The organism is Streptomyces sp. CB01580 (assembly GCF_001905795.1).
In the GTDB taxonomy this organism is placed as follows: Bacteria; Actinomycetota; Actinomycetes; order Streptomycetales; family Streptomycetaceae; genus Streptomyces.
On the sequence record NZ_LIXJ01000003.1, the window covers coordinates 641,343 to 665,315 of the forward strand.

Annotated in this window: 23 protein-coding genes; 12 read left to right on the forward strand and 11 right to left on the reverse strand. The window is 71.2% G+C overall.

Annotation, left to right across the window (positions count from 1 at the left end; all coding sequences use genetic code 11):
- The first annotated feature begins 144 nt into the window (after positions 1-144).
- Positions 145-1,017: an undecaprenyl-diphosphate phosphatase gene (locus AMK22_RS07860; RefSeq protein WP_073782644.1), complete on the forward strand. Its 873-nt coding sequence runs from the start codon at positions 145-147 to the stop codon at positions 1,015-1,017.
- Positions 1,018-1,272: 255 nt separating this feature from the next.
- Here the strand turns inward: AMK22_RS07860 and AMK22_RS07865 are convergent, their stop codons facing one another.
- Complete coding sequence (locus AMK22_RS07865; protein WP_073782646.1) at positions 1,273-1,527, reverse strand: hypothetical protein; 255 nt, start codon at positions 1,525-1,527, stop codon at positions 1,273-1,275.
- A 186-nt stretch (positions 1,528-1,713) separates the two neighbouring features.
- On the opposite strand from AMK22_RS07865, the gene AMK22_RS07870 reads away from it, so the two are divergent.
- Positions 1,714-2,562 carry a universal stress protein gene (locus tag AMK22_RS07870; RefSeq protein ID WP_073782648.1) on the forward strand — a complete coding sequence of 283 codons (849 nt, stop codon included), beginning with the start codon at positions 1,714-1,716 and terminating at the stop codon, positions 2,560-2,562.
- Between the two features lie 149 nt (positions 2,563-2,711).
- Positions 2,712-4,415, forward strand: a complete 1,704-nt coding sequence (lnt, locus tag AMK22_RS07875) for an apolipoprotein N-acyltransferase (protein WP_079185965.1) — start codon at positions 2,712-2,714, stop codon at positions 4,413-4,415.
- 43 nt (positions 4,416-4,458) lie between these two features.
- Here lnt and AMK22_RS07880 read toward each other — a convergent pair whose 3' ends face one another.
- Entirely contained in the window at positions 4,459-5,358 is a 900-nt protein-coding gene (locus AMK22_RS07880; protein WP_073782650.1) for a Gfo/Idh/MocA family protein, read from the reverse strand.
- Positions 5,359-5,647: 289 nt separating this feature from the next.
- Here AMK22_RS07880 and AMK22_RS07885 point away from each other — a divergent pair, with 289 nt between their 5' ends.
- A complete protein-coding gene (locus AMK22_RS07885) occupies positions 5,648-6,100 on the forward strand; it encodes a hypothetical protein (protein WP_242433868.1) in 453 nt (150 codons plus the stop codon).
- Positions 6,101-6,153: 53 nt separating this feature from the next.
- On the opposite strand, the gene AMK22_RS07890 is transcribed toward AMK22_RS07885, so the two are convergent.
- The 7 genes from AMK22_RS07890 to AMK22_RS07920 all read right to left on the reverse strand — a co-directional run bounded on the left by AMK22_RS07890 (position 6,154) and on the right by AMK22_RS07920 (position 12,587).
- Positions 6,154-6,639 carry a tetratricopeptide repeat protein gene (locus tag AMK22_RS07890; protein WP_073782654.1) on the reverse strand — a complete coding sequence of 162 codons (486 nt, stop codon included), beginning with the start codon at positions 6,637-6,639 and terminating at the stop codon, positions 6,154-6,156.
- Between the two features lie 346 nt (positions 6,640-6,985).
- Positions 6,986-7,669, reverse strand: coding sequence for a uracil-DNA glycosylase (locus AMK22_RS07895; protein ID WP_073782656.1), 684 nt, complete (start codon positions 7,667-7,669; stop codon positions 6,986-6,988).
- 149 nt (positions 7,670-7,818) lie between these two features.
- The gene (locus AMK22_RS07900; RefSeq protein ID WP_073782658.1) at positions 7,819-9,399 is read right to left on the reverse strand and encodes an ABC transporter substrate-binding protein; all 1,581 of its coding nucleotides are present in this window, start codon (positions 9,397-9,399) and stop codon (positions 7,819-7,821) included.
- Positions 9,400-9,516: 117 nt separating this feature from the next.
- Positions 9,517-10,272 carry an SDR family oxidoreductase gene (locus AMK22_RS07905; protein ID WP_073782660.1) on the reverse strand — a complete coding sequence of 252 codons (756 nt, stop codon included), beginning with the start codon at positions 10,270-10,272 and terminating at the stop codon, positions 9,517-9,519.
- Positions 10,273-10,292: 20 nt separating this feature from the next.
- The gene (gene fabG / locus AMK22_RS07910) at positions 10,293-11,054 is read right to left on the reverse strand and encodes a 3-oxoacyl-ACP reductase FabG (RefSeq protein WP_073782662.1); all 762 of its coding nucleotides are present in this window, start codon (positions 11,052-11,054) and stop codon (positions 10,293-10,295) included.
- Positions 11,055-11,331: 277 nt separating this feature from the next.
- A complete protein-coding gene (locus AMK22_RS07915; RefSeq protein ID WP_073782664.1) occupies positions 11,332-11,715 on the reverse strand; it encodes a DUF3037 domain-containing protein in 384 nt (127 codons plus the stop codon).
- A complete protein-coding gene (locus AMK22_RS07920) occupies positions 11,712-12,587 on the reverse strand; it encodes a HipA family kinase (protein ID WP_199883149.1) in 876 nt (291 codons plus the stop codon). The genes AMK22_RS07915 and AMK22_RS07920 overlap by 4 nt, the downstream gene beginning before the upstream one ends.
- A gap of 632 nt (positions 12,588-13,219) precedes the next feature.
- Here AMK22_RS07920 and AMK22_RS07925 point away from each other — a divergent pair.
- From AMK22_RS07925 to AMK22_RS07950, 6 genes are all read left to right on the forward strand, one after another.
- On the forward strand, positions 13,220-13,648 hold the full coding sequence (locus tag AMK22_RS07925; protein ID WP_073782666.1) for a hypothetical protein: 429 nt from the start codon (positions 13,220-13,222) through the stop codon (positions 13,646-13,648).
- 71 nt (positions 13,649-13,719) lie between these two features.
- Positions 13,720-14,136 carry an SsgA family sporulation/cell division regulator gene (locus tag AMK22_RS07930; RefSeq protein ID WP_073782668.1) on the forward strand — a complete coding sequence of 139 codons (417 nt, stop codon included), beginning with the start codon at positions 13,720-13,722 and terminating at the stop codon, positions 14,134-14,136.
- 634 nt (positions 14,137-14,770) lie between these two features.
- On the forward strand, positions 14,771-16,675 hold the full coding sequence (locus tag AMK22_RS07935) for an amidohydrolase (protein ID WP_242433869.1): 1,905 nt from the start codon (positions 14,771-14,773) through the stop codon (positions 16,673-16,675).
- A gap of 95 nt (positions 16,676-16,770) precedes the next feature.
- On the forward strand, positions 16,771-17,424 hold the full coding sequence (locus tag AMK22_RS07940) for a hydrolase (RefSeq protein WP_073782670.1): 654 nt from the start codon (positions 16,771-16,773) through the stop codon (positions 17,422-17,424).
- Between the two features lie 87 nt (positions 17,425-17,511).
- Positions 17,512-19,158, forward strand: a complete 1,647-nt coding sequence (locus AMK22_RS07945; RefSeq protein ID WP_073782672.1) for an MFS transporter — start codon at positions 17,512-17,514, stop codon at positions 19,156-19,158.
- Between the two features lie 57 nt (positions 19,159-19,215).
- A complete protein-coding gene (locus tag AMK22_RS07950; RefSeq protein ID WP_079185984.1) occupies positions 19,216-20,079 on the forward strand; it encodes an MIP/aquaporin family protein in 864 nt (287 codons plus the stop codon).
- 1,545 nt (positions 20,080-21,624) lie between these two features.
- Here AMK22_RS07950 and AMK22_RS07955 read toward each other — a convergent pair.
- Positions 21,625-22,227 carry a hypothetical protein gene (locus AMK22_RS07955; protein ID WP_079185966.1) on the reverse strand — a complete coding sequence of 201 codons (603 nt, stop codon included), beginning with the start codon at positions 22,225-22,227 and terminating at the stop codon, positions 21,625-21,627.
- Positions 22,228-22,342: 115 nt separating this feature from the next.
- Complete coding sequence (locus AMK22_RS40635; RefSeq protein ID WP_073782678.1) at positions 22,343-22,606, reverse strand: hypothetical protein; 264 nt, start codon at positions 22,604-22,606, stop codon at positions 22,343-22,345.
- Between AMK22_RS40635 and AMK22_RS40640 the strand changes: the two genes are divergently transcribed.
- The gene (locus AMK22_RS40640; RefSeq protein ID WP_073782680.1) at positions 22,601-23,128 is read left to right on the forward strand and encodes a L,D-transpeptidase; all 528 of its coding nucleotides are present in this window, start codon (positions 22,601-22,603) and stop codon (positions 23,126-23,128) included. The two genes, AMK22_RS40635 and AMK22_RS40640, sit on opposite strands and share 6 nt — an antisense overlap.
- Before the next feature lie 435 nt (positions 23,129-23,563).
- Complete coding sequence (locus AMK22_RS42255; RefSeq protein WP_443333278.1) at positions 23,564-23,815, forward strand: ferritin-like domain-containing protein; 252 nt, start codon at positions 23,564-23,566, stop codon at positions 23,813-23,815.
- Positions 23,816-23,973: the final 158 nt, after the last annotated feature.

Consider the following 23,973-nt stretch of genomic DNA (forward strand, 5'->3'; position numbering starts at 1 on the left):
GAGGGCGATACCCTGCCCGCGACCGACCGAAGTCATCAGGGCCTGGCATGACCTTGCCTTGATTCGACCGCAAATCCGCATGTTTCCGAAGGCATTCGTGCCTGTCGGCCGATGCATGATCACCTCCGGGATGGCCAAAGCCCCATGAGCTGGTTCGAATCGTTCGTCCTGGGCCTCGTTCAGGGACTGACCGAGTTCCTGCCGATCTCCTCCAGTGCGCATCTGCGGCTCACCGCGGCGTTCGCCGGATGGCACGACCCGGGTGCGGCGTTCACCGCCATCACCCAGATCGGCACGGAGGCGGCGGTCCTCATCTACTTCCGCAAGGACATCGTCCGGATCGTCTCGGCCTGGTTCCGCTCACTGTTCGACCGGTCGATGCGCGGTGATCACGATGCCCAGATGGGCTGGCTGGTCATCGTGGGATCCATCCCCATCGGCGTGCTTGGTGTGACGCTCAAGGACCAGATCGAGGGACCGTTCCGCGATCTGCGGCTCATCGCCACCACGTTGATCGTGATGGGGATCGTCCTCGGCTTCGCCGACCGGCTCGCCGCCCGCGACGAGGTGGGCGGGAGGCACCGGGCCAGCAGGGAACGCAAGACGCTCCGGGAGCTCGGCGTCAAGGACGGCCTGATCTTCGGCTTCTGCCAGGCCATGGCGCTGATCCCGGGCGTCTCCCGCTCCGGCGCCACCATCAGCGGTGGTCTGCTGATGGGCTACACCCGCGAGGCCGCTGCACGCTACTCGTTCCTGCTGGCGATTCCGGCGGTGCTCGCCTCGGGTGTCTTCGAACTGAAGGACGCGGGCGAGGGACACGTGTCGTGGGGACCCACGATCTTCGCGACGGTCATCGCGTTCGGCGTGGGTTACGCCGTCATCGCCTGGTTCATGAAGTTCATCACGACCAAGAGCTTCATGCCGTTCGTCGTCTACCGCGTCCTTCTCGGACTGGTGCTGTTCGCGCTGGTCGCAGCGGGGGTCCTGAGCCCGCACGCGGGCGAGTCCGCGGGCTAGTGCCGTGACTGGCAAGGTTCACCGGCTCGCGACGCCCGGCAAACCTTCCCGGTCACAGCACCAGGTGTATTGACCCGCAGCGTTGTTGACGCGGCTGATGAACGGGTGTCCGTCCTCGTACCGAACGCACGGGGACGTGTCCGACAACGCCGCGAGCGTGTGCGCCGGGCGTCGCACGGCAGACGGCACTTCGACGACACGGCCCGGGCCGCCAGGCACTGAACCCGTCACGGGGCGGACGCGCCCCGGGCGGGTTCAGCGCCTGGCCCGGCGACGGGAGACGAGCGCTCCCAGCACCAGCCCGGCCAGCAGGGTCACGGTCAGCACCGCCCAGAGCGGCAGGACGACGACGGGAATCCACAGCCGGATGGCGACGGACACCGTGTTCGCGGCGATGAACCAGATCGCGACGGCCGTCAACGCCACGATCCCGACCGTGCGGACCCGTATGTCCCGGCCCTTCACGGAAAGAGTCGCCGGGGCGTGCGGTGGGGACGTTTTCTGTGTCATGGTCCCAGTATCGAGCCATTCAGGCTTTTGGCCTCAAAGTTCGCATTTCATCGTTTGTTTTGCATTTCGGCGTTCGTGGAGCACGGGAACGGGCCTCGTGGCGTGGTTGGGGCCGAAAGTCCCTGCCGTACCGCGTGGGCGCGTACCAGCCTGGGACGCGTACCGCAGATGTTGGAGGGAAACACCATGACCAACGAGCCTCCCGTGATCGCAGCCGTCGACGGCTCGTCGCACAGCCTCGAAGCCCTCGACTGGGCCGCCCGCGAGGCCGTCCGGCGCGGGCTCGCGCTCGTCGTCGTGCATGCCCGGACGCCGGCCCCGCACTCCGTCCAGGAGACTCAGCGGCGCGAGGCGGAGGAGCTGCTCACCCAGTGCGTGCGAAGGGTCTCCCGGCTCGCGCCCGCCCTGCACCCGACGACGCTCACCCCGATGGACTTCCCCGCGGCGGCGCTCACCTCGCTCAGCCGCGACGCGTCCCTGGTGGTGGTCGGCTCCCGCGGGCTGGGAGGTTTCCGGTCGCTGTTGCTCGGGTCCAACAGCATGGCGATCGCCTCGATGGCCAAGTGCCCCGTGGTCGTCGTCCACGGCACGCCGGAGGAGGGCCGGGAGGAGGAGTTGCGGGACGTCGTCGCCGGCGTGGCCGCCGACGAGAGCAGCGAGGCGGTGCTGGAGTTCGCCTTCGCGGCGGCCGCCGCCCGGCCCGGTGCGCGGCTGCGGATCGTGCACGGCTGGACGATGGTCTCCTCGATGCTGTCCGGAGGTCCCGTCTTCGACCGGGAGGCCGCGGCGGCCTCGGCCGAGCGGACCCTCGCCGAACTCACCGCCGGCCGGCGGGAGCAGTACCCGCAGGTCGAGGTCGTCAGGGAGGCGGTCGGCGGATCCGCCTCGCGTGCGCTCGTCACGGCATCGGCCACCGCGGCCCTGACGGTGATCGGCCGGCGCCGGGGCGGCGAGTCGCTGGGGCTCGGCCTCTCCCCCGTCGCCCAGACCACGCTCAGCCACGCGCTCGGCCCGGTGGCCGTGGTGCCCTGCTGACCGCAGCCCGGACGTGGGCCCGCCCCGGCACCGGTGCCGGTCCCGGGCGGGCCCGCCCGTCGTGCTTCCGCTCCCCGGCACCGGGGAAGAACTGCGGAACGGGGGTCCCGGGGCGAGACTGCTGACCAGGCGGGACGAGGAGGCGCGGCATGCGGGTTCCGACCGGTCGGCACGAGCGGTACGGACAGCGCGGACGGCACGGGCCGTGTCGTGGGCACGGCCCGTCCGAGCGGCGGGAGCGGGCGGAACAGCACGGCCCGCCCGAGCGGCGCGGTCGGTGCGAGCGCGTGCTGCGGTCCACCCCGTGGCGCGGGGGCCTCGCGCTGTTCGCCGGTGCGCTGCCCGCGCTCGCGTTCCCGGCGCCCTCCCTGTGGTGGTTCGCCTACGTGGCCCTGGTGCCGTGGCTGCTGCTGATCCGGTCGGCCGGTACGGGGCGCCGGGCCGCGCTCGACGGCTGGCTCGGCGGGACGGGGTTCCTGCTCGCCGTGCATCACTGGCTGCTGCCGAGCCTGCATGTGTTCCTGCTGATCCTGGCGGCGCTGCTCGGGCTGCTGTGGGCACCGTGGGGCCTGCTGGTCTTCCGGCTGCTGCGTGGCAGGGTGTCCGCCGCGGCGGCCTCGGCCGCCCTCGTCGTGGTGCCGTGCGCCTGGCTGTTGATCGAGACGGTCCGTTCCTGGCAGGGACTCGGCGGACCCTGGGGACTGCTCGGAGCGAGCCAGTGGGAGGTGGCCCCGGCGCTCCGCGTGGCCTCGGTCGGCGGTGTGTGGCTGGTGAGTCTCCTGGTGGTCGCGGTGAACACCGCCGTCGTGCTGCTGTTCGTGGCCGGTGCCGCGCGGAAGGCCGGTGTCGTCGGCGTCGCGCTGTGCGCCCTGTCGGTGGGGGCGGCGGCCGGGTGGGCGCCGCAGCCCCGGCCGTCGGGGGTGGCGAGGATCGCCGTGGTGCAGCCCGGTGTGCTCACGAGCCCGCACAGCGTCGAGCGGCGGCTCGCGGCCGGTGAGCGGCTGACCGGATCGCTGGCGGGACGCGGCCTCGATCTGGTGGTGTGGGGCGAGAGCAGCGTCGGTGTGGATCCGGCCCGGCATCCGGACGTCACCGCCCGGATCGCGGCGCTGTCGCGTCGGGTGGGCGCGGACGTGCTGATCAACGCGGACGCCCGGCAGAGCGACGGATCGGGCCGGAGCGGGATCTTCAAGTCGGCGATGCTGGTGGGCCCGGACGGTCTGACCGGAGATCGTTACGACAAGATGCGGCTGGTGCCGTTCGGTGAGTTCGTCCCGGCGCGCTCGCTGCTCGGCTGGGCCACGTCCGTGGGCCGCGCGGCGGGTGAGGACCGGCTCCGGGGCACCCGTCCGGTGACGATGCCGCTCCCCGACGCGGTCCACGGCAGAGGGCTGCGGATCGGACCGCTGATCTGCTTCGAGTCCGCCTTCCCCGACATGAGCCGTCGGCTGACCCGGGACGGCGCGCAGCTCCTGGTGGTCCAGTCGTCGACCTCGACGTTCCAGTACAGCTGGGCCCCCGAACAGCACGCCTCGCTGGGGGCGCTGCGGGCCGCCGAGAACGGCCGCCCGGTGGTGCACGCCACGCTCACGGGCGTCAGTGCGGTGTACGGCCCCCGGGGCGAGCGGATCGGCACCCCGCTCGGTACGGACACCAGTGGCGCCGCGGTGTTCGACGTGCCCCTGGCCTCCGGCACCACCCTGTACGTCCGGTGGGGCGACTGGCCGCCGGTGGGGGCGGCGGCCGTACTGGTCGTGTACGCCGCGTCCGTGGGCGTGCGGGCCGCGAGGAGGCGCGACCGGGGCGCCGGGGGCGGTGTGCCCGGTGGGCCGACGCCAAGGACCGACCGGTAGCCGCAGGCGCGTACGGGGCGGGTGCGTGCCGGGTACGGCCCGGTCAGGTGCAGCCGAGGTCACGCAGGACGCGCTCGCACAGTTCGTGCGTCTGCAGGGCGTCCCAGGCGCTGAGCACCGTCCCGGCCCGTACGGCGTCCAGGAAGGCCAGCACGCACTGCTCGATGCCGCGCTGACGGGCCACCGGCACCCAGTCGCCCCGCCGCCGCACGCTCGGCTGCCCCTTGTGGTCGATCACCTGCGCGAGATCGAGGACCTCGCGCTTGGCGTCCTGGCCCGAGACCTCCAGGCGTTCCTCGGTCGAGCCGCTGAGCCGGTTCATCGTGCCGACGGCGGTGAAGCCCTCGCCGGACAGGAGCAGCACGACGTGGTGCATCAGACCGTCGACGATCCTGGCGTGCGTGACGACGTGCTCGATCGTGCCGGGGACCAGGAAGCGCAGGGTGTCGACGACGTGGATGAAGTCGTCGAGCACCATGGTGCGCGGGTCCTCGGGCAGGCCGACCCGGTTCTTCTGCATGAGGATCAGTTCGCGCGGGTGCTCGGCGCACTGTGCGTAGGAGGGTGCGACCCGGCGGTTGAAGCCGACGGCGAGGCTCGTCCCGCGTTCCTCGGCGAGGCTCACCAGCCTTTCGGAATCGGCGAGTTCAAAGGCGAGCGGCTTGTCGACATACGTGGCGACCCCCGCCTCCAGCAGCCGTTCCACGATGTGCGGGTGCACGGCGGTGGGCGCGTGCACGAACGCCGCGTCCAGCCCCTGGGCGATCAGCGACCCGAGGTCCGTGTGGCACTGCCGGGCCGGGATCCGGTGGGCCTCGGCGACCGCGGCCAGGGTGGCCGGGGTGCGGGTCTGCACGTGCAGTTCGATCCCGGGAAGAGCGGTCAGAACCGGCAGATACGCCTTCCGCGCGATGTCGCCGAGCCCGATGCATCCGACCTTCACGGGTACTCCCTCTCACTGTTCGGCGTCGGCCTGCCCCGGCGTTCGCCCGGTGGGCCCGGTCGGCCCGGTGACCCGGGCGGCCGCGCGCGTGCTTCGTCCGGGCAGCATACGTGCGCCGCGGCTGCCTCCTGTCGGCAAGGGCGGCGACGGCCGGTCCGTCCTGCGCGGGGTCCGAAAGGGTGACGCACCGGCCCGCGGCGGGACGTTGCGCCGACCGGAGTCACTCGTGCGGGCCAATCCCGGCTTCCCGGCTCACCCGACACCGGGTCCGCACAGCAGAGTTGCTCGGGTGCAACGAACCAGAACCATCGTGAAACTCCTGGCCGGTGTGGCGGTCGCGACGCTGTCCGGCTGCGTGTCCGTGACGCCGCAGCCGGACGTTCCGCCCCGGCCGGGGAACAGCAGGCCCTCCCCGGACCTGGAACCCCAGATCGCACGGCCACCGGTCCACGACGGCCTGGCCGTCGAGCCGGCCGCCGGTCCGTCCGCCGCCTCGCCCTCCCCCGCGCACGGCTCGCCGCCGGACGCGCGCCGGGCCGCACCGCGCCCTCCCCGGCAGCGGAAGCACACCGGCGCGGTGCGCCACCGTCCGCGTCAGGCCCCGCCCGTGGTCCCCGCACCCGTACCGGTCCTGCCCGCCCCGGTGTCCGGGCGGGACGTCTGCGCGCTGGGACGGGGGTACGGCCACTGGCCGGCGGGCAGCCCGCAGTCCCGCATCTGCGACGAGACCTACGGCCGCTGACCCCGGCGAGCACGACGAGCGGGTGGCCCGTCCGGTGCGGACGGGCCACCCGCTCACATCTCCCGCAGGCGCAGCTCCAGCCGCGCGATGGCGGCGCGGACCCCTCCCCCGTACCCGTCGTCCGCCCCGTCCTCCGCGAGCACCCCGGAGGCGGCGCGCGCCCGGTCCAGATGGGTCCGGGCCTCGTCGTGCCGCTGGAGCTTCACATAGTCCGCCGCGAGGTTGAGGTGGAGCGACGGATACAGGACCCGCACCGCGAGGGCGTCGGAGTGCTGCGTCATGCGCTCGTCGGTCAGGCTGTCGGCCGCGGTCAGGGCCCTGAGGTCCCAGGCCAGTTCGTCGCCGGGGTCGTCCTGGGTGTCGGCCATGTAGTGGGCGAGGGTGCACCGGTGCAGGGCGTCGCCGTCCTCGCCGATCTCCGACCAGAGAGCTCCGAAACGGTTGCGGGCCTCCTCCCGGTCGCCGCCGTGCAGCAGCATGATCGCCTGGCCGATCCTGGTCATGACGGCGTCCGGCGACGCCTCCCGCTGCTCGGTCACCGCGGCCTCCTCGTCCGGTCCACCCGTTCCCCCTCGAACGCTAGGGCCTGTCCGACGGATCTGCGCGGATCTCCGTGGATCGGTGCGCGCGGCGTCCGGTGCGTCCGGGGACCGACGCGGCCGGCCATCGGGGGCCGCGCGGCGCAGGAGCGTTCCCGTACCGGGGCGGCGCACGGCGCGTCCCTCCCCTCCCCCGAGGTGGCGAGGACACCGCCCCGGACTCCTGGAGACCCGCGAGGCCCCCGGACGCGTACGGATACGTGCGGCTCCGGCCGGAAGGTCCTGCCGGAGCCGGTGCGGGCCCGGCCGGCAGTTCCGTCGAACGGCGGCCTCCGGGCCCGAGGCGTCAGCCCAGGTCGGGGATGCGCCAGTCGACGGCCTCGTGCCCCTGCGCCTCGATCGCCTCGTTGATCTGCGTGAACGGACGGGAGCCGAAGAACTTCTTGGCGGAGAGCGGCGACGGGTGCGCGCCCTTCACCACTACGTGACGCGTCTCGTCGATCAAGGGCAGCTTCTTCTGGGCGTAGTTGCCCCAGAGCACGAAGACCGCCGGGTCGGGACGGGAGGCGACCGCGCGGATCACCGCGTCGGTGAACTTCTCCCAGCCCTTGCCCTTGTGCGAGTTGGCCTCGCCCGCGCGGACCGTCAGGACCGCGTTGAGCAGGAGCACGCCCTGCTCGGCCCACGGCATCAGATACCCGTTGTCCGGAATCGGCAGGCCGAGCTCCTCCTTCATCTCCTTGTAGATGTTCCGCAGGGACGGCGGCGTCTTCACACCGGGCCGCACGGAGAAGCACAGCCCGTGTCCCTGTCCCTCCCCGTGGTACGGGTCCTGGCCGAGGACGAGGACCTTCACCTTCTCGTACGGCGTGGCCTCCAGGGCCGCGAACACCTGGTCGCGCGGCGGATAGACCGGCCCTTTGGCCCGCTCCTCCTCGACGAACTCGGTGAGCTCCTTGAAGTACGGCTTCTCCAGCTCCTCGCCGAGGACGCCGCGCCAGGACTCGGGCAGCAGGTCGGTGTAGGACACGTCGACAACCTCCGGTAAGTAATACGTTCTTCACCCGAGAACCTACCGGGGACCACTGACAACGGGCCGGGCGAGCCCCTGCCGCCGTGACCGGAGGGGGCCCACCGGACGTCGTCGGATGGGCCCCCTCCGGTCACGGCATCGGCCGGCTACCAGCTGGCCTTGCGGTAGAACTCCCACATCTGCATGACGACCTGCGGGTCGAGGGCGCGCTCGCCGCCGCCGATGTCGTCGCCGGACGCCACGTACAGCTTGCCCTGCCACAGCGGCAGCAGCCGGACGTCCTCGACCAGGATCTGCTGGGCCCGCTCGAACTGCTTGCTGACCGCGCCCCGGTCGCTCACCTTGCGGGTCTGGGGCAGCAGCTGGTCCGTGATCTCGCTCTCCAGGTAGGGCATCCCGGTGATGCTGTCCTTGCCCACGAAGGGGGCGATGAAGTTGTCCGGGTCCGGGAAGTCCGGGAACCAGCCGCGTCCGAAGGCCGGGTACTCCCCCTTGGTGAAGCCCTCCTGGAACTCCTTCCAGGGCTTGCTCCTGAGCGTGATCCGGAACAGTCCGGAGTCCTCCAGCTGGCGCTTCAGCTCGGTGAACTCCGCGGCCGTGGAGGAGCCGTAGCGGTCGGTGGTGTACCAGAGCGTCAGGGCGACCCGCTTGGTGACGCCCGCCCGCTCCAGGATCCGCTTGGCCTTGGCCGGGTCCGGGTCCCCGTAGGCGTCGAAGTAGCTGGTGGTGTGCCCGGCGATGCCCCTGGGGACCATGGAGTACAGCGGCTCGGCGGTACCCCGGTAGACCTTGGCCACGAGCGCGTCGCGGTCGACGAGCTGGGCGATGGCCCGACGCACCGCCACGTTCCCGGCGCCGGGATCCTCGGGGTTGAACACCAGGAACCGGATGTCCGCGCCGACCGTCTCGACGATCTTCAGTTCGTTCTTCGCGCCCCCGCCCGACTCCAGGTCGACGACGTCGTCCGCGGTGAGACCGCGGTAGATCACGTCGATCTCCTTCTTCTTCAGCGACGCGACCACGTGGGCGGAGTCCTTGAAGTACCGGATGGTCACCGCGTCGTTCTTCCGGTCGGCGAAACCCTTGTAGTCAGGGTTCCTGACCAGTTCCGCCCGGTTCCCGGGCTTGTAGGAGTCCAGGAGGTACGGGCCCGAGCCGATGACCTTGCCGTCGTCGCGGATCTTGTACTTCGAGTACTCGCTCGGCGCGACCAGCGACATCGCGGGGGTGGCGAGGATGAACGGGAAGGTCGCGTCCGACTTGGTCAGGTGGAAGACGACGACGTCGTTCCCCTTCGTCTCCACCCGGTCGAGGGAGCCGAGCATGCCGACGGGGCCACCCTTGACCTTGATCGCCGATATCCGGTCGATGGAGTACTTCACGGCTTCGGCGTCGAGATCGTCACCGTTGGAGAACTTCAGTCCCTTGCGCAGTTTGCAGCGGTAGGCCGTGCTGCTGCTGTCGGTGAACCTGCACGACTCCGCGGCGTCCGGCTCGGGACGGGTACTGCCGGTGGGAAAGCTCACCAGCGTCTGGAAGACGTTCCGCATCAGCTCCCACGAGTTGTCCCACGCCGCCGCCGGATCGAGTGTGGAGGGCTCACTGGTCGTACCGACGACTATCTTCTGCTCGACTTTCGAACCACCGTCGGAGAGAAGTCCGCAGCCTGCCAGCAGGGATAGGGAGACAAGGACTGCAGCGGCCTGCAGACTGGCCCGGTAGAACACGTGAACGCTCCTCGATCAGCCATGGGACGGCAGACCCTACCGCAGTGACCTGCCGGGTCAATTCACAGCCCCGACAGGTCACTTGAGTCAATATCGGTGAAATCCCCTCAGGCCGTCTCAGCCCACTCCGGCATTCAGGAACAACCCGCCGTCGACCACCAGGGTCTGCCCGGTGACCCAGCCGGCCTGGTCCGACGTGAGGAACGCGGCGGCACCGCCGACGTCCTCGGGGACTCCGAGACGGCCGAGCGGGTAGGAGGCGGCCGTCTCCGCCTCACGGCCCTCGTACAGCGCCCGGGCGAACCTGGTCTTCACGACCGCGGGCGCGATCGCGTTGACCCGGACGGCGGGCGCGAACTCGTGCGCCAGCTGGAGGGTCAGATTGACCAGGGCCGCCTTGCTCACGCCGTACGCACCGACGAACGGCGACGCGGACAGGCCGGCGACCGAAGCGATGTTCACGATCGCCCCGCCGTTCTCCTTCTGCCACGCCTTCCAGGTCCGCTGGGCGAAGCCGAGCGCCGAGACCACGTTGGTCTCGAAGACCTTGCGGGCGACATCGAGGTCGAGGTCCGCGACGGGGCCGAACACCGGGTTCGTCCCGGCGTTGTTGACCAGGAAGTCGATCCGGCCGAACGCCTCCATGGTTCGCTCGACGGCCGCCTCCCGGTGGGCCTCGTCGTGCGCCTTGCCCGCCACCGCGATCGCCCGGTCGGAGCCGAGTCGCTCCACGGCCTCCTTGAGCGCGTCCTCGCCGCGTCCGGTGATGCAGACCCGGTCCCCGCGGGCCACGAACGCCTCGGCGATGCCGTAGCCGATGCCGCGGCTCGCGCCCGTGATGAGCGCGACCCGCCCGCTGTCCTGCGCAGTCATGATGTCCTCAGTCCCCCGCGTCAGTTGAGCGGTCCGCCGGCGACGTACATGACCTGGCCGGAGACGAAGCCGGCCTCGTCGCCCGCGAAGAAGGCGATGGCACCCGCGACGTCCTCGGGACGGCCCACGCGCTGGACCGGGATCTGACTGGCCGCGGCGGCCTGGAACTCCTCGAAGCCCATGCCGATCCGGGCGGCGGTCTGCGCGGTCATCTCGGTGACGATGAAACCGGGGGCGACGGCGTTGGCGGTGATGCCGAACTTGCCGAGCTCCTTGGCGAGCGTCTTGGTGAAACCTTGCAGGCCGGCCTTGACGGCGGAGTAGTTGGCCTGGCCGCGGTTGCCGAGCGCGGAGGAGGAGGACAGCGAGACGATCCGGCCGAAACCGGCGTCCACCATGTGCTTCTGGACGGCCTTGGCCATCAGGAACGCGCCCTTGAGGTGCACGTTCATCACGGTGTCCCAGTCGGACTCGGACATCTTGAAAAGCAGGTTGTCGCGGAGCACGCCCGCGTTGTTGACGAGGATCGTCGGGGCCCCGAGTTCGGCGGCGACGCGCGCGACCGCGGCCTCCACCTGGGCGGCGTCCGACACGTCGCAGCCGACGGCGAGCGCGGTGCCCCCGGCCGCGGTGATCTTCTCGACCGTGTCCTTGCAGGCCGCCTCGTCCAGATCGAGTACGGCGACGGCCCGGCCCTCGGCCGCCAGGCGTACCGCGGTGGCGGCGCCGATGCCCCGCGCCGCTCCGGTCACGATGGCGACACGCTGCTCGGTGGTGGACATGCTTGGTTCTCCTCGCCCTTGGATCGCCGCTCAGCGGACGTCGGGGGCCCGGCGCGGAACCTCGCGTCGCGCCGGACCTCCCATGACTGAGCGACCGCTTAGTACCTTCAGCAGACGAGACGCTAGAAGCCCCGGCACCCGGTGTCAACGGCCCACGGCCGCAGGGGCGCATGTCACATGGCTCGGCGCCGCCCGGAACACCGCGGGCGGGTGTTCCGGGCGGCGCCGTGCGCCGGGCCGGGCGGTGGCGTGGTGGACGCGAAGGAGCGGGGAGGGCTCAGCGCACCAGCAGGTCGAGCAGCCGCTCCGCCTCGGCCCCGGGGTCGGAGGTGAGGCCGCTGTGCACGGGCCCCGGCTGGATCACGGTGGAGCGCGGCGCGATCAGCCACCGGAAGCGGCGACCCGCGTCGTCACCCGCGGCCTGACCGGCGTCGGCGCCGCCCTGGCAGACGCCCTCGACGGCGTGCAGTGCGGCCCGTACACCGGCCACGTCCGCGGCGGGATCCAGCATCATCAGCTTGGCCTCGTCGAGATGCGTGCGGGCGGCGACGAAGCCCCGCGCACGGCAGTAGACGACCACGCCCGCGTTGAAGCACTCGCCGCGCTGCACCCGTGGCACCACGCGCAGCAGGGCGTACTCGAAGACATCGCGCTCGCTCACCGGTGGCCGTCCTCGTCGTTCGTGTCGGTGCCGTCCTCGTCGTTCTTCCTGGTGGGGTGCGGCCAGGGATCGCCCCCGGTCAGCCAGCCGGGCGCCTGCGACGGCCTGGGGGGCGTGGGCCCGGCCATCGTGATCCGCTCGTGAATGGTCGCGGCGCGGGGAAGCAGCGCCGCCACGTAGGCGCGGCGCAGCTCGTCCGTGGAGTCGAAGCCCGGCTCGTCGACCAGCCATTCGTCGGGGATCTCTGCCGTGACCTCGGTGAGCAGTTCCTCGGTGACCAGCGGCGCGAGTTCGGCGGCCGCCGCCGCTATGTCGGGGGCGAAGGGAGCGAGCGCGTGGTCCGACGCGTCGTACGGCTTGGCGGCGGACGCCTGGGCGCCGGGCCAGTTGTGGTGCCAGATCATGGTGGCACCGTGGTCGATGAGCCACAGATCGCCGTGCCACACCAGCATGTTCGGATTGCGCCAGGACCGGTCGACGTTATTGATCAGCGCGTCGAACCAGACGACGCGTCCGGCTTCCCGGGGATCGACCTGGTAGGCGAGCGCGTCGAATCCGATGGACCCGGGCAGGAAGTCCATCCCGAGGTTCAGCCCGCCGCTGGCCTTCAGGAGCTCCTGCACCTCCTGGTCGGGCTCCGCGAGCCCGATGACGGGGTCGAGCTGGATCCGTACGAGTTCGGGAACGCGCAGCCCGAGCCGCTGCCCGAGCCGGCCGCAGACGACCTCCGCGACGAGCGTCTTGCGGCCCTGTCCGGCGCCGGTGAACTTCATGACGTACGTGCCGAGGTCGTCGGCCTCGACGATCCCGGGGAGCGAGCCGCCCTCACGCAAAGGGGTGACGTAACGGGTCGCTGTCACTTCTGTGAGCATTTCCCCAGGCTATCCATTCGTCCGACCGGGCCATCGAAAGGGGCACGCCCCTTCCCCGCGCCACCGCTCGGGCCGCGCACAGCACCCTTCGCCCGCTTCATCGCGCGGCAACAACAGGCGCCCTGCGCCCGTTTCGCAGGGCGGACGGCCTACGGTGCACAACCGCTCCACGCACATCCCCCGGCGGCGCCCCCCGCCGCCTCCGCTCCCCCGGACAACCGGCCGCTCACTCGCCACACCTTCGCACCCAGGCGGACCGGTCGACCACCCGGATGTCCCGACTCGCCCGGCAGACGGGCGAGTTCACCACCCGGGCGACCATGACACGGGCATCCGGGGACACCCTCGCGCAGAGCCCGCCGGACCGGCCGACACCACGCGCGCCGACACGCGGCCATCTGCCGCGCCCGACGACAGCACACCCCTCGACATGCCATCGGCCCACTCCCGCGAGACATCCCGACCGCCCCATTTACTCCCTTCCTCCCCTTATCGATCAGGTGAAATACCTCACGAGACAGCCGTTCAACGTTCAACTAGATCTCGCGTAGGGTTCGGATATACCCGGACAACCCGGTATGAGTTCCGTGGCCGCCAACCCTGCGGTCGCGGAAGGAGCAAGGAGAACGACAATGCTGAACCGCATGATCGGACGGCGGATCGCCGCCACGGCCGTCGCCACCGCAATCGCCGGTGGTGCGCTGCTGGCAGGCTCCGGCGCCGCCTCTGCGGCACCCCGCCCCGCGGCCGAGCGAGCGGCGACCGTCTCTCACTCCGTGAGCACCAGCGGGCACGGAGGATGGGACGACCACCGCAGCGATCGCGGCCACAACGGCCACCACTCGGACCGCTACAGCAGCTGGGACCGCGACCACCGCTCGGACCGCGACAGCCGCTGGGACGGCTACCGCACCTGGTACCGCACCGGCAGCAGCTGGTACAGCGACGACCACGGCCGCCACTACCGCTACGACGGCCACCGTCTCTACCACTCGGTCCACGGCACGTGGATCGCGGTGACCAGCCTTCCGCACGGCTTCGGCCACCACATCTTCCGCTGATCCCGGGATGAGCTGCACCGCCGCCCTCAAGGCGGTGCAGCCGCCCCCGGTGCCCAGGAGTTGATCAGGCCATGGCCTACCACTTGGACAAGTCGCTCGACATGGAACTCGTGCTCGCCCCTGACGAGCACGTCACGGTGCCCGCTTCCCTGCGCTACGGATCGGACGATCCGTACGCCGTGACCTTCGCCTTCCACACTGGTACCGAAGCACCGGTGACGTGGACCTTCGCCCGCGACCTCCTGGCCGACGGTGTCCTCCGGCCGACCGGTGACGGGGACATACGCCTCTGGCCGAGCGGCGCCGGGCACGGGATGGTGCTCAACCTCGCCCTTTCCTCCCCGGCGGGCCGGGCCCGGCTCGCCGCCCCGCTCCGCGTGGTGACCGACTGGCTGACCCATACGTATCACCTGGTTCCGGCCGGGCGGGAGACGGACGACCTCGACGTGGAGGCCGAGCTCTGCCGCCTGCTGCACGGAGCGGGCTGACGATCCGGGCCGGGCACCCCGTCACCCGACCGGTCCACGCTCTTCTCCCGCGGGCCCCGATCGGCGAGCCCGCGCACCGGACCCCGCGAGTTTCACTCGACCGGCCCCGCCCGCGAGGCCGTTCGGCACACGGCCGCCGCCCTCCCCCGCCCCGGGCCTTCCGGGCAAAGGGCCGTACGGACCTCCGCGGAACCGGACGACCACCGGTGCGCGAGATCGAGATGCCGCCCCAGGGCGACGTAACTAGCCTCCGAACCGGGACGCATCGGGTCCCCCCTCCCGGCTTCGGCCTCTCCCGGACACAGTTCGGAGATCCCATGGACCACCCGCTCGGACCGTGCCGCGCGGTGCCCATCGCCGCCCGCCCCACCGTCGTCACCGCGGGGTGCCCGTCCTCCGCGACCGAGTCCCCGCACGGGCCCGGTACCGGCCGACCGGCCACGGCACGGCCCGCTCGGGAACGGACATCGCTCCCGCCGTGAGGGCGGCCACCGCCGAAGTCGACAGCCGCGGCGACCAGCCCTTCGGCAGGACCGGTCCGCGGGCCGGCCCGTGCCGTACCTGATCCAGCCGAGTACCGACCGGCCGACGGGTGGGAGCAAGCCTCCCGGCCCCGGGGCCATGGAGCGTTCTCATGATCAACGTCATGCCAGTGGACGGCGTTTCCCCCGCGCCCGACGCACGGGAACCGGCCGATCTGATCGTCCGCAACGGCCGTGTGTTCACCGGGGACCGCGCACGCCCCGCCGTCTCGGCCCTCGCCGTACGCGACGGCCGTATCACCGCGATGGGCGACGACTCGGACGTCGCTCCCTTCGTGGGACGGCGGACCAGGGTGGTCGACGCGCTCAACCGCCGGATCGTTCCAGGGCTCAACGACTCCCATCTGCACGTGATCCGCGGTGGTCTGAACTATCTGCTGGAACTGCGCTGGGACGGCGTCCCCTCGCTGCGCACCGGTCTGTGGATGCTGCGCGAGCAGGCCGCGCGCACGCCCAAGGGTCAGTGGGTGCGGGTGGTGGGCGGCTGGACCGGCGAGCAGTTCGCCGAGCGGCGGCTGCCCACCGTGTCGGAGTTGAACGCCGCCGCCCCCGACACCCCGGTGTTCGTGCTGCACCTGTACCAGTCGGCCATCCTCAACCATGCCGCGGTGAAGGCGGTCGGCTTCACCAAGGACTCCGTGGCGCCTCCTGGGGGCCAGATCGTCCGCGACCACTCGGGCGAGCCCACGGGCATGCTGCTGGCCGCCCCGGCCGCCGGGCTCCTGTACGCCACGCTCGGCAAGGGACCGAAGCTGTCGGACGACGAACAGATCGGCTCCACCCGGCACTTCCTGCACGAGCTGAACCGGCTCGGACTGACGAGCGCCATCGACGCGGGCGGCGGCTTCCAGAACTTCCCCGAGAACTACGGGGCCGTGATGAAGCTCGCCGAACAGGGCCTGTTGACCATGCGTATCGCCTACCATCTCTTCCCGCAGACCGCCGGGCAGGAACTGGACGACCTGCGGCGGTGGATCGGCATGGTGCGCCCCGGCGACGGCGACGAGTGGCTGCGGCTGAACGGCGCGGGGGAGAACCTCGCCTGGTCCCCCGCCGACTACGAGAACTTCACCGAGCCCCGGCCGACCCGCCCCGACCGGGCGGACAGCGAACTCGAGGCGGCCGTACGCCTGTTGCTCGACAACGGCTGGGGCTTCCGGCTGCACGCCACCTACGACGAGACGATCCGCGCCAACCTCGACGTCTTCGCCAAGGTCGCGGCGGACGGCGGTTTCCCCCGTGGCGTGCCGTGGTTCTTCGACCACGCCGAGACCGTGTCCGAGGCCGGCCTCGACCGGATCGCGCGGATGGGCGGCGCGTTGTCCATCCAGAACCGCATGATGTTCCAGGGAAGCGCGTTCAGCGAACGCTACGGGGCCGCGCGCACCGCCGACGCTCCCCCGATCCGCCGGATGCTCGACTCCGGCCTGACGGTCGCCGCCGGTACCGACGCCACCCGGGTCTCCAGCTACAACCCCTGGCTGTCCCTGGAGTGGCTGGTGCGCGGACGCAGTATCGGGGGGCAGCAGCTGGCGTCCCCGGAGAACCGGATCGACCGCGCCACCGCGCTCCACATGTACACCGTGGCCGGTGCCGAACTCAGCGGTGAGAGCGACGTCAAGGGGATCCTCAAGGAGGGCTACTACGCCGACCTGGCGGTGCTGTCCGAGGACTTCTTCTCGGTGCCGGAGGAGGACATCTCCCACATCGAGTCCCTGCTGACCGTCGTCGGCGGCCGCATCGTCTACGCGGCCGGGGAGTTCGAGGGTCTCGCCGCTCCGCTGCCCGGCGTGGAGCCGTCCTGGAGCCCGGTCGCCTGCTTCGGCGGCTACCACCGGACGGTGGCCCCCACCCCGCCCTCCGGGGTGCAGCAGGCGCAGGCGCTGGTCGAGGCCGTGGCCGAGTCCGAGGAGCACCGGCAGTGGCGGATCGCCCAGGGCTTCGCCCAGGACGGCACCCGCCCCTCCGAGATCTTCGACGCCTGTTTCGTCCTGTAGCGGGCCGACGGACCGTCGCTCCCGGCCGCCGAAGGCGCCACCGGGCCGCGGCAGTCCGCCGCGCAGACACGGTTTCGGACGAAAGGTTCAGCATCGTGGTGAACACGCAGAACGTGAAGGCCGACCCCGCGGCTTCGCTCCTCAGCCCGGAGAACAGCGTGCTGCTGATGGTGGACCATCAACCGCAGATGTTCTTCGGCACGACCAACGCGGACCGGGGCGACATCATCAACGCCACCGTGGGGCTCGCCAAGTCCGCCAAGGTGTTCGGCGTGCCGGTCGTCCTGACCACGGTCGCGTCCAAGAGCTTCTCCGGGCCGCTGCTTCCGCAGCTGGCCGAGGTGTACCCGGACACCGAGCCCATCGACCGCACCACCATGAACTGCTGGGAGGACCAGCGGGTGGTCGACGCCGTCGGGGCGACCGGCCGCCCCAAGATCGTGATGGCGGGACTCTGGACCGAGGTGTGCATCTCGCTCGCCGCCCTGTCCGCCGTGGACCAGGGGTACGAGGTGTACGTGCCCACCGACGCGTGCGGCGGTGTGTCCGTGGCCGCGCACGACAACGCCGTGAAGCGCATGATGCAGAACGGCGTCGTGCCCACGACCTGGCTGACCACCCTGCTCGAATGGCAGCGCGACTGGGGCCGCACCGAGACCTATGACCCGGTCATGGACGTGGTCATGCAACACGCCGGGGCATATGGGGTCGGAGTCGTCTATGCCCGCGCCATGCTGTCCGGGCACTGAGGCGGACCACGGGTCCGGTGCCCGGGGAACGGACCACCGGACCCGTCGTCCGACCTCACCCCATACCCGTGCAGGGAGCGACAACGGATGACACCTCCTAGGGACGGTGGTACGACGGCCGGCGCGAAACCGCCCGCTCCGGACTCCGCCGCCGTGTCGACCTGGCAACCGCTGCGGCTGCGTGTGTTCCGGACCCTGTGGATCGCGCAGTTCGTCTCCAACGTCGGCGGCTGGATGCAGACGGTCGGCGCGCAGTGGCTGATCACCCAGGAATCGGGGTCGGCCGGGCTGATCGCCCTCGTCCAGACGGCGGCCAGCCTGCCCGTCCTCCTGCTCGGCATCCCCGCCGGCGCCCTGGCGGACATCGTCGACCGCCGCAAACTGCTGCTGGCCGCCCAGGTCCTGATGTTCACGGCCGCCGGGCTGCTCGCCGCGCTGACCGCGCTGGGGCGGATCGACTCCTACGGCGTCCTGGCCCTGACCTTCGTGCTCGGATGCGGCACCGCCCTGATGAGCCCGGCGTGGCAGGCCATCCAGCCGGAACTCGTGCCGAGGGAGCAGATCCCCTCCGCCGCGGCCCTCGGCGGCGTGAACATGAACCTCGCCCGGGCCATCGGTCCGGCCCTCGGCGGCCTGGTGGTGGCGCTGGCCGGCACCGCCACGGTGTTCGCCGTCAACGCGGCGTCGTTCCTCGTCACCCTGGGCGCGCTCACGACCTGGCACCGCCGGGCCGAGCCCGACCCGATGGGAGCCGAACGGATCCTCCCGGCCCTGAGGGCCGGGAACCGCTACGTGCGGAACGCGCCCAGGGTGCGCCGGGTGCTCGGCCGGTCGCTGCTGTTCGTCCCCTGCGCCGCCGCCCTGTGGGCCCTGCTGCCGGTGGTCGCGCGGCAGCGGCTGGGCCTGGGGGCCGGGGGCTATGGTCTGCTCCTCGGAGCGGTCGGGGTGGGCGCGGTCCTCGGGGCCGCCCTCCTGCCCCGGGTGCGCAGACGCTGGTCGAGCAATGCCGCGCTGACCACCGGTGGGCTCCTGTTCGCGGTGACCCTGGCGCTGCTGGCGGTGGTACGCGTCCCCTGGGCCGTCGGTCTGGTCCTGGTGTTCTCCGGGGTCGCCTGGGTGGGCGTGCTGTCCATGCTCAACGCCCAGATGCAGGTGACGACGCCCGGCTGGGTGCGGGCGCGGGCCCTGGCCTTCTACCTGACCATCTTCCAGGGCGGAATGGCGATCGGCGCCGCCGTCTGGGGCAAGGTCGCCGACGGGGTCGGCCCGGTGCCGGCCCTGCTGATCGCCGCCGTCGTGCTCGCGGCCGCATCGCTGGCGGGGCTGATGCTCGCCGTACCCGACTCGCCGCTGGACCGTTCGGTCTCGATGCACTGGGCGGCCCCGACCATGGTGCTGGAACCCGCGGAGGACGACGAACAGGTCCTCGTCACCATCGAGTACGTCGTACCGGCCCACAACGCCGATCTCTTCATCGAGTCCATGCGGGCCATGGGCCGCTCACGGCTGCGCACCGGCGCGGTGAGCTGGGACCTCTACCGGGACGGCACCGATCCCGACACGTACCTGGAGGTCTTCCTGGTGGCCTCCTGGAAGGAGCACCTGCGGCAGCACAGCGGCCGTCTCACCGGCTTCGACCGGGAGACCGAGGAGCGCGCGCGGTCCCTGGTGGACCCCGACCACCCTTTCAAAGTCACCCACTACCTGCCCGCCCGCAAGAGCTCTCCGGCCTGACCCCGCACACCGCCCCCAACGCCTCGTCCCCCACGCCGTCCGGAGGTGATCGCGGCCATGACCACCGGCCCCGCCCCGTCCAGCACATCGGCCCCGCCCGCCCCACCGGGAAAGGGCCCCACGACGCCGTCGGCCGTCGCGGGGCGCAGCGCTCTCGAATGCCTCCTGACCTTCGTGCTGCTCTTCGGTGTCACCACGATCGTGCGCTGGGTCATGGGCCCCTCCGCGCTCTCCCAGGCGGTTCCCGGGGTCCACCTCAAGCTGCTGGTCGTCGGGGCGGCGGTCGGCCTGCTCCTCGCCGGGCTGATCCTCAGCCGGCCCGGACGGCTCTCCGGCGGGCACATCAACCCCGCGATCTCCCTCGCCATGTGGCGCTTCGGCGTCTTCCCCGGCGTGTCCGTGGCCCCCTACGTCCTGGCGCAGCTCATCGGCTCGTTCCTGGGGGTGCTCGCGGCCCGGGCCGTGTGGGGCCCGGTGGTCGGGCGGCCCCCGGTCCTCTACGCCGTGCTGCGACCCGCTCCGGGCTGGACGGACGGCTGGCTGTTCGCGGCCGAGGCCGCCGGCATGGGCGTGATCGTGTATCTCGTCGGGTACTTCCTGCAGACCCCCCGGCTGGCCCCCGTCGTTCCCTGGCTCGTCGGATTCCTGATCGGTGCGGCCATCGCCCTGCTCGGCACCAGCTCGGGAGGCAGCGTCAACCCCGCCCGCCAGTTCGGTCCGGCGGTGGCGTCCGGCGAGCTCGCCTTCCTGTGGGTGTACCTGGTGGCGCCCATGGTGGGCGCGGTGATCGCGGCGTTCGCGCTGGACCGGCTGCGCGCCCGCCGTACCGTACTCACCCACCGGCTGTGCGGCACCCAGGCCGACGGCACGCCCCTTCCGCCTCTCACTCACCGTCGAAGCGCCGTCACCGACCGCCCATGACGCGAATTCTCCACGGCCGGAAATTCTCCCGTTCCCGTGGTCACCGAAGAAGGAGCGGCACCCACCCGTCGGCACGGACCGAAAGTCATGGCAAAAAGATGAACGGCCCCGCGGAACCGACCGTTCGGACCTGACACCGGGACAAATGAGTCCCGACGTTCGAAAAAAGAGTTCCGCATGAAATCAAAGGCCCGAAACGGGTACACCCCACCGTCGTCGCACCGGATTCCTTCAGGAATTTGACGGGACCTTCGTTCCCACCTTCCGGAAACCCGCACCCAGCTGGCCAGTTGAATGAATTCCTGGAAAGGCGTGTGATGCGTGCTCTGCGTTTCAGTCGTTCCGGAGATCCCGACGCCCGGCATGTCACCGACGTCCCCGACCCCGTGGCACGGCAGCACTGCGAAGCGGTCGTCGCCGTCGGATCCGCAACGGCCCTGGCCCATGAACCCGAACGGCCGAGTTTCGAGGAGGCGTCAACGGGACGCGGATCCTGGGGTGCGACAGCCGTCGGCTCGACGCCACGCGGAGCGGCGCACGCCTCGACCTGCTCAGGCCGTTCTTCGAACGAGCAAGTTTCCGGCCGCTTCCCGTCACCGGCCGATACGGTCCGGAGAACGGCAAGGCGCCTATGTCGCCCTCGCGAACAGGACACGGGGCCGCGTCGCCATGTGCCCCTGAGGGGGAATACGGATCGCTTCCCCGCGTCCGAACCAGTCAGAGACATGTGACCATATCGGCACCGTCGCCCCCTGTTCACCGGAACACCGAAAGGACGGCGGCGCAGCTTTTTTCGGCTCGATCACCGGAAATGCTGATTCACCCGGATGCCAGGAGGAAAACAACTTATCCGGCGGCAGAAATCGGGAAACAACTCCGAGAAGTCACGGACAGCGAAGAATCCCGACCCGGGTTGCGACTCCCACGAGTTGTTGGCCGTAGAGGGTCGTCGTAGTGTCGGTAGTGCCGCTGCAGGAGCAAGGAGCGGCGCCCTCAAAATCCTACGAAGGAGGCGAAGATGAAGATTCAGAGCATCTTCAGCCACGGGGACAGGGACAGGGACTACGGCGGACGCGGCCGAGGCTACGGACGCGGCCGGGACTTCGGGCGCGGACGCGGCCGAGGCCACGGACGAGGCTACGGACGCGGCCGCGGGCGTGGCGGACGCTACTGACGGCCCCTCGACTTCATCCCCCAGCAAGAGGCCGGCCCGCGCTCAGGCGCGGGCCCGTCTCGGCAGCGTCCAGTGCTGTGGCCGGGAAGCTCGCGGCGTCCGGTGCGGTGCATCGCAAGGCGGAGGATCGCCCTCGTACAGGACGTACTCGGGTGACGCGATAACGCGGCGAGGTGCCGTGCCGGGCGTCGCGAGCCGGTGAACCTTTCCGGTCGCAGCACTGGGCGCGGGGCCGTCTCGCGTGCCGGGACCGCGTCCATGGGCCCCGGCACGCGGCCCGGGAGCCCGTGCGCGCCCCGAGACCCAAATGCCGCCGCGTGGTCCGGCTCACCGTCCGGCACGCGGAGCGGGCTCGTTCCGTGAGGACCGGCTCACTCCAGGTGCGCGACGCACTCCGCGAGCGGAGCGAACAACGTCCCCCAGTTGCCCGGCAGATGCCGTATCGCCGCACCGAGATGGAAACGGACCACCGTCCACTCGTCGGGCCGGGCCCGGGTGCCGTGTTCCCGGACCGCGTCCAGGCACTGGTCGATGAACTCCGGGTCCTCCTCGTCCAACCCCAGTCGCTCGCAGGCCCGTTCGGCCTTCGGTGACTCGTCGAACCAGTCGTCCCATTCGGTGGCCGCGCCCAGGAGATAGAGCAGATGGCTGCCGGAGGCCGGCAGCCGACCGCGCAGCCCCTCGGTGGTGAACTCGCGCTCGGTGTCCTCCGCCAAGGCCGAGCTCTCGGCGGCGTAGGCGACCAGATCCGCCCAGTACTCCGCGTCGTGCGTACCGGTGGTCTGCCGCATGTGCGCGCTCGCGAAGGCCGCCATCGCGTCCGGGTCGTCGATCAGCGGCGAGAGAACGATGTCGCTGCTGTGGTCGAATCCGAAGTAGTGGCGCCGACCGTCGAGCGTGAGCGACTCGATACCACCGACATGGCCGTCCCGTCCGGGCAGCGGGGCGAAGCATCCGGCACGTTCTTGTTCCATGCCGACGACCGTAACCGCCACCACCGACATCGGCGGGACGGACGCGAAGGGGGCGCCCTCCACGGGCTGGTGGCGGGTGCCCCGGGTCTCCTGCCTCAGCGGAGGTGAATGCGCGTCACTTCACCTTGCAGCCGCCCTTGTCGTGGCACGGCTTCGGCGGCCTGGGGCAGTGCTTGCCCTCGCACGGTTTCGGCGGCTTGGGGCAGTGCTTGTCCTCGCACATCTTCTCGACGACGATGCGGGCCGCGTCCTGGTTCGACCCGACGGTGCCGTTCTCCGCCGTGGCGAACGCCACGTTGGTGACGTGGCCGTTCCTGGCATCGGCCTCGGTCACCCGGTAGGTGCAGGTGGTGTTGTCACCGGGCCGTCGCCGGTGCACGGACGCCGGTCGCCACAGGACTGCGCCGCCGCCCGCGAGTTCCAGCGCAAGCACAAACTGGGCCACCAGGACGGGTACGCCGGGCTGGAGACGTACCGTCGGACGCAGCTCGTACAGGCCGGCACGGATCCGAACGCCGACGGCTCGTGCCCGGTGGACGTCGGCAGGGTGGTGTGCGTCGACATGACGCGCCAGTTCCTGTGGTTGCAGAACGGCAAGAAGCTGGAATTCGGCCCGGTGGCCACGCGCACCGGCCGCTTGGGCGAGGAGACCCGTCCCGGACTGCACAAGATCTTCCGCCGCGTCCGCGACGACCATTCGGAGCTGTACGACGACGCACCCATGCCGTATGCCCAGTACTTCGACGGCGGCCAGGCGATCCACGCGCGGTACGACGACCTGTTCGACGGGGGCGGTTCGGCGGGATGCGTCAATCTGCGGCTGGAGCACGCGAAGACGCTGTGGGACCGACTGGGGATCGGTGATCAGGTGTACGTCCGCGGTCGCAAGCCCGGCACCTGACGAGGAAGCGCGCCCATGAACGGGACCCGTCGCACCGCCGGTGCGGGTCCCGGTCCCACGGCATGTTCCGGCCCTGCCCGGATGCCCGACGCGTTCACCGGACCCATTCGTACGCGTCGTCCTCCTCGCCGGTGTCCCGGTCCTCGTCGCTGAGGAGATCGTTCATCTCGTCCTCGGTGAGTGTGCGTGTCTCGTCCATGGTTCTCATGATGCAGATCGGGCTTCGGTCGGCCGGGTGGCCCGGCCGGTGTTTCCGGCAACCAGGTCAACGGGACGCGCGGACGACCTCCCCGTGTCGTACGCGGGGCGCTGCCGGCCGCGGGCGGCCGTGCGGCACCGGGCCCGGATCAGGCCGACGGGCGGACGGCCGCCCGGGCTCCGCGGACGGCCCCGGTCATCCGCTCCGCCGGCACGCGTCTGTACTCCTGCCGGCGGCTGAACAAGACCCTTGCGGAAACCCAGATGCTCCACGCCCTGTACAAGAAGCACCACTGGCTCGTGCGGGGTGCGGCCTTCCACCAGTTGCACCTGCTGCTCGACACGCACGCGAACCGGCAGCCGGAGCTGGTCGACCTGCTCGCCGAGCGGGCCCAGAGCCGCAGCAGGGCAGCAGGTGCGCGGGGCGGCGAGCGGCGGCTCGACGGGCAGGGCGGCCGGACACGGACCCGGTGCACCGCCTCGTCCTGAAAGCGCCGGGCCTCGCACATCTCCGCCGTACGGACGATCTCCCGGTCCCCGGGGCCCTCGGCGCGTAGGTCGCGCCGGAACCGGGAGAGTGTGTCGGCACGGTCGCGCGGGGCGTCGAGTTCCCGGGCGCGGCTCTCCGCGAGCGCGTCGAGCGCCGC

What these genes read in the sequence shown, in the direction of transcription:
- fabG (WP_073782662.1), bottom strand. Translation starts at nt 11,054, where the DNA reads ATGTCCACCACCGAGCAGCGTGTCGCCATCGTGACCGGAGCGGCGCGG.
- AMK22_RS07955 (WP_079185966.1), bottom strand. Translation starts at nt 22,227, where the DNA reads ATGGAACAAGAACGTGCCGGATGCTTCGCCCCGCTGCCCGGACGGGAC.
- AMK22_RS07905 (WP_073782660.1), bottom strand. Translation starts at nt 10,272, where the DNA reads ATGACTGCGCAGGACAGCGGGCGGGTCGCGCTCATCACGGGCGCGAGC.
- AMK22_RS07930 (WP_073782668.1), top strand. Translation starts at nt 13,720, where the DNA reads ATGGCCTACCACTTGGACAAGTCGCTCGACATGGAACTCGTGCTCGCC.
- AMK22_RS07935 (WP_242433869.1), top strand. Translation starts at nt 14,771, where the DNA reads ATGATCAACGTCATGCCAGTGGACGGCGTTTCCCCCGCGCCCGACGCA.
- AMK22_RS07865 (WP_073782646.1), bottom strand. Translation starts at nt 1,527, where the DNA reads ATGACACAGAAAACGTCCCCACCGCACGCCCCGGCGACTCTTTCCGTG.
- AMK22_RS07920 (WP_199883149.1), bottom strand. Translation starts at nt 12,587, where the DNA reads ATGCTCACAGAAGTGACAGCGACCCGTTACGTCACCCCTTTGCGTGAG.
- AMK22_RS07925 (WP_073782666.1), top strand. Translation starts at nt 13,220, where the DNA reads ATGCTGAACCGCATGATCGGACGGCGGATCGCCGCCACGGCCGTCGCC.
- lnt (WP_079185965.1), top strand. Translation starts at nt 2,712, where the DNA reads ATGCGGGTTCCGACCGGTCGGCACGAGCGGTACGGACAGCGCGGACGG.
- AMK22_RS07945 (WP_073782672.1), top strand. Translation starts at nt 17,512, where the DNA reads ATGACACCTCCTAGGGACGGTGGTACGACGGCCGGCGCGAAACCGCCC.
- AMK22_RS07870 (WP_073782648.1), top strand. Translation starts at nt 1,714, where the DNA reads ATGACCAACGAGCCTCCCGTGATCGCAGCCGTCGACGGCTCGTCGCAC.
- AMK22_RS07950 (WP_079185984.1), top strand. Translation starts at nt 19,216, where the DNA reads ATGACCACCGGCCCCGCCCCGTCCAGCACATCGGCCCCGCCCGCCCCA.
- AMK22_RS07860 (WP_073782644.1), top strand. Translation starts at nt 145, where the DNA reads ATGAGCTGGTTCGAATCGTTCGTCCTGGGCCTCGTTCAGGGACTGACC.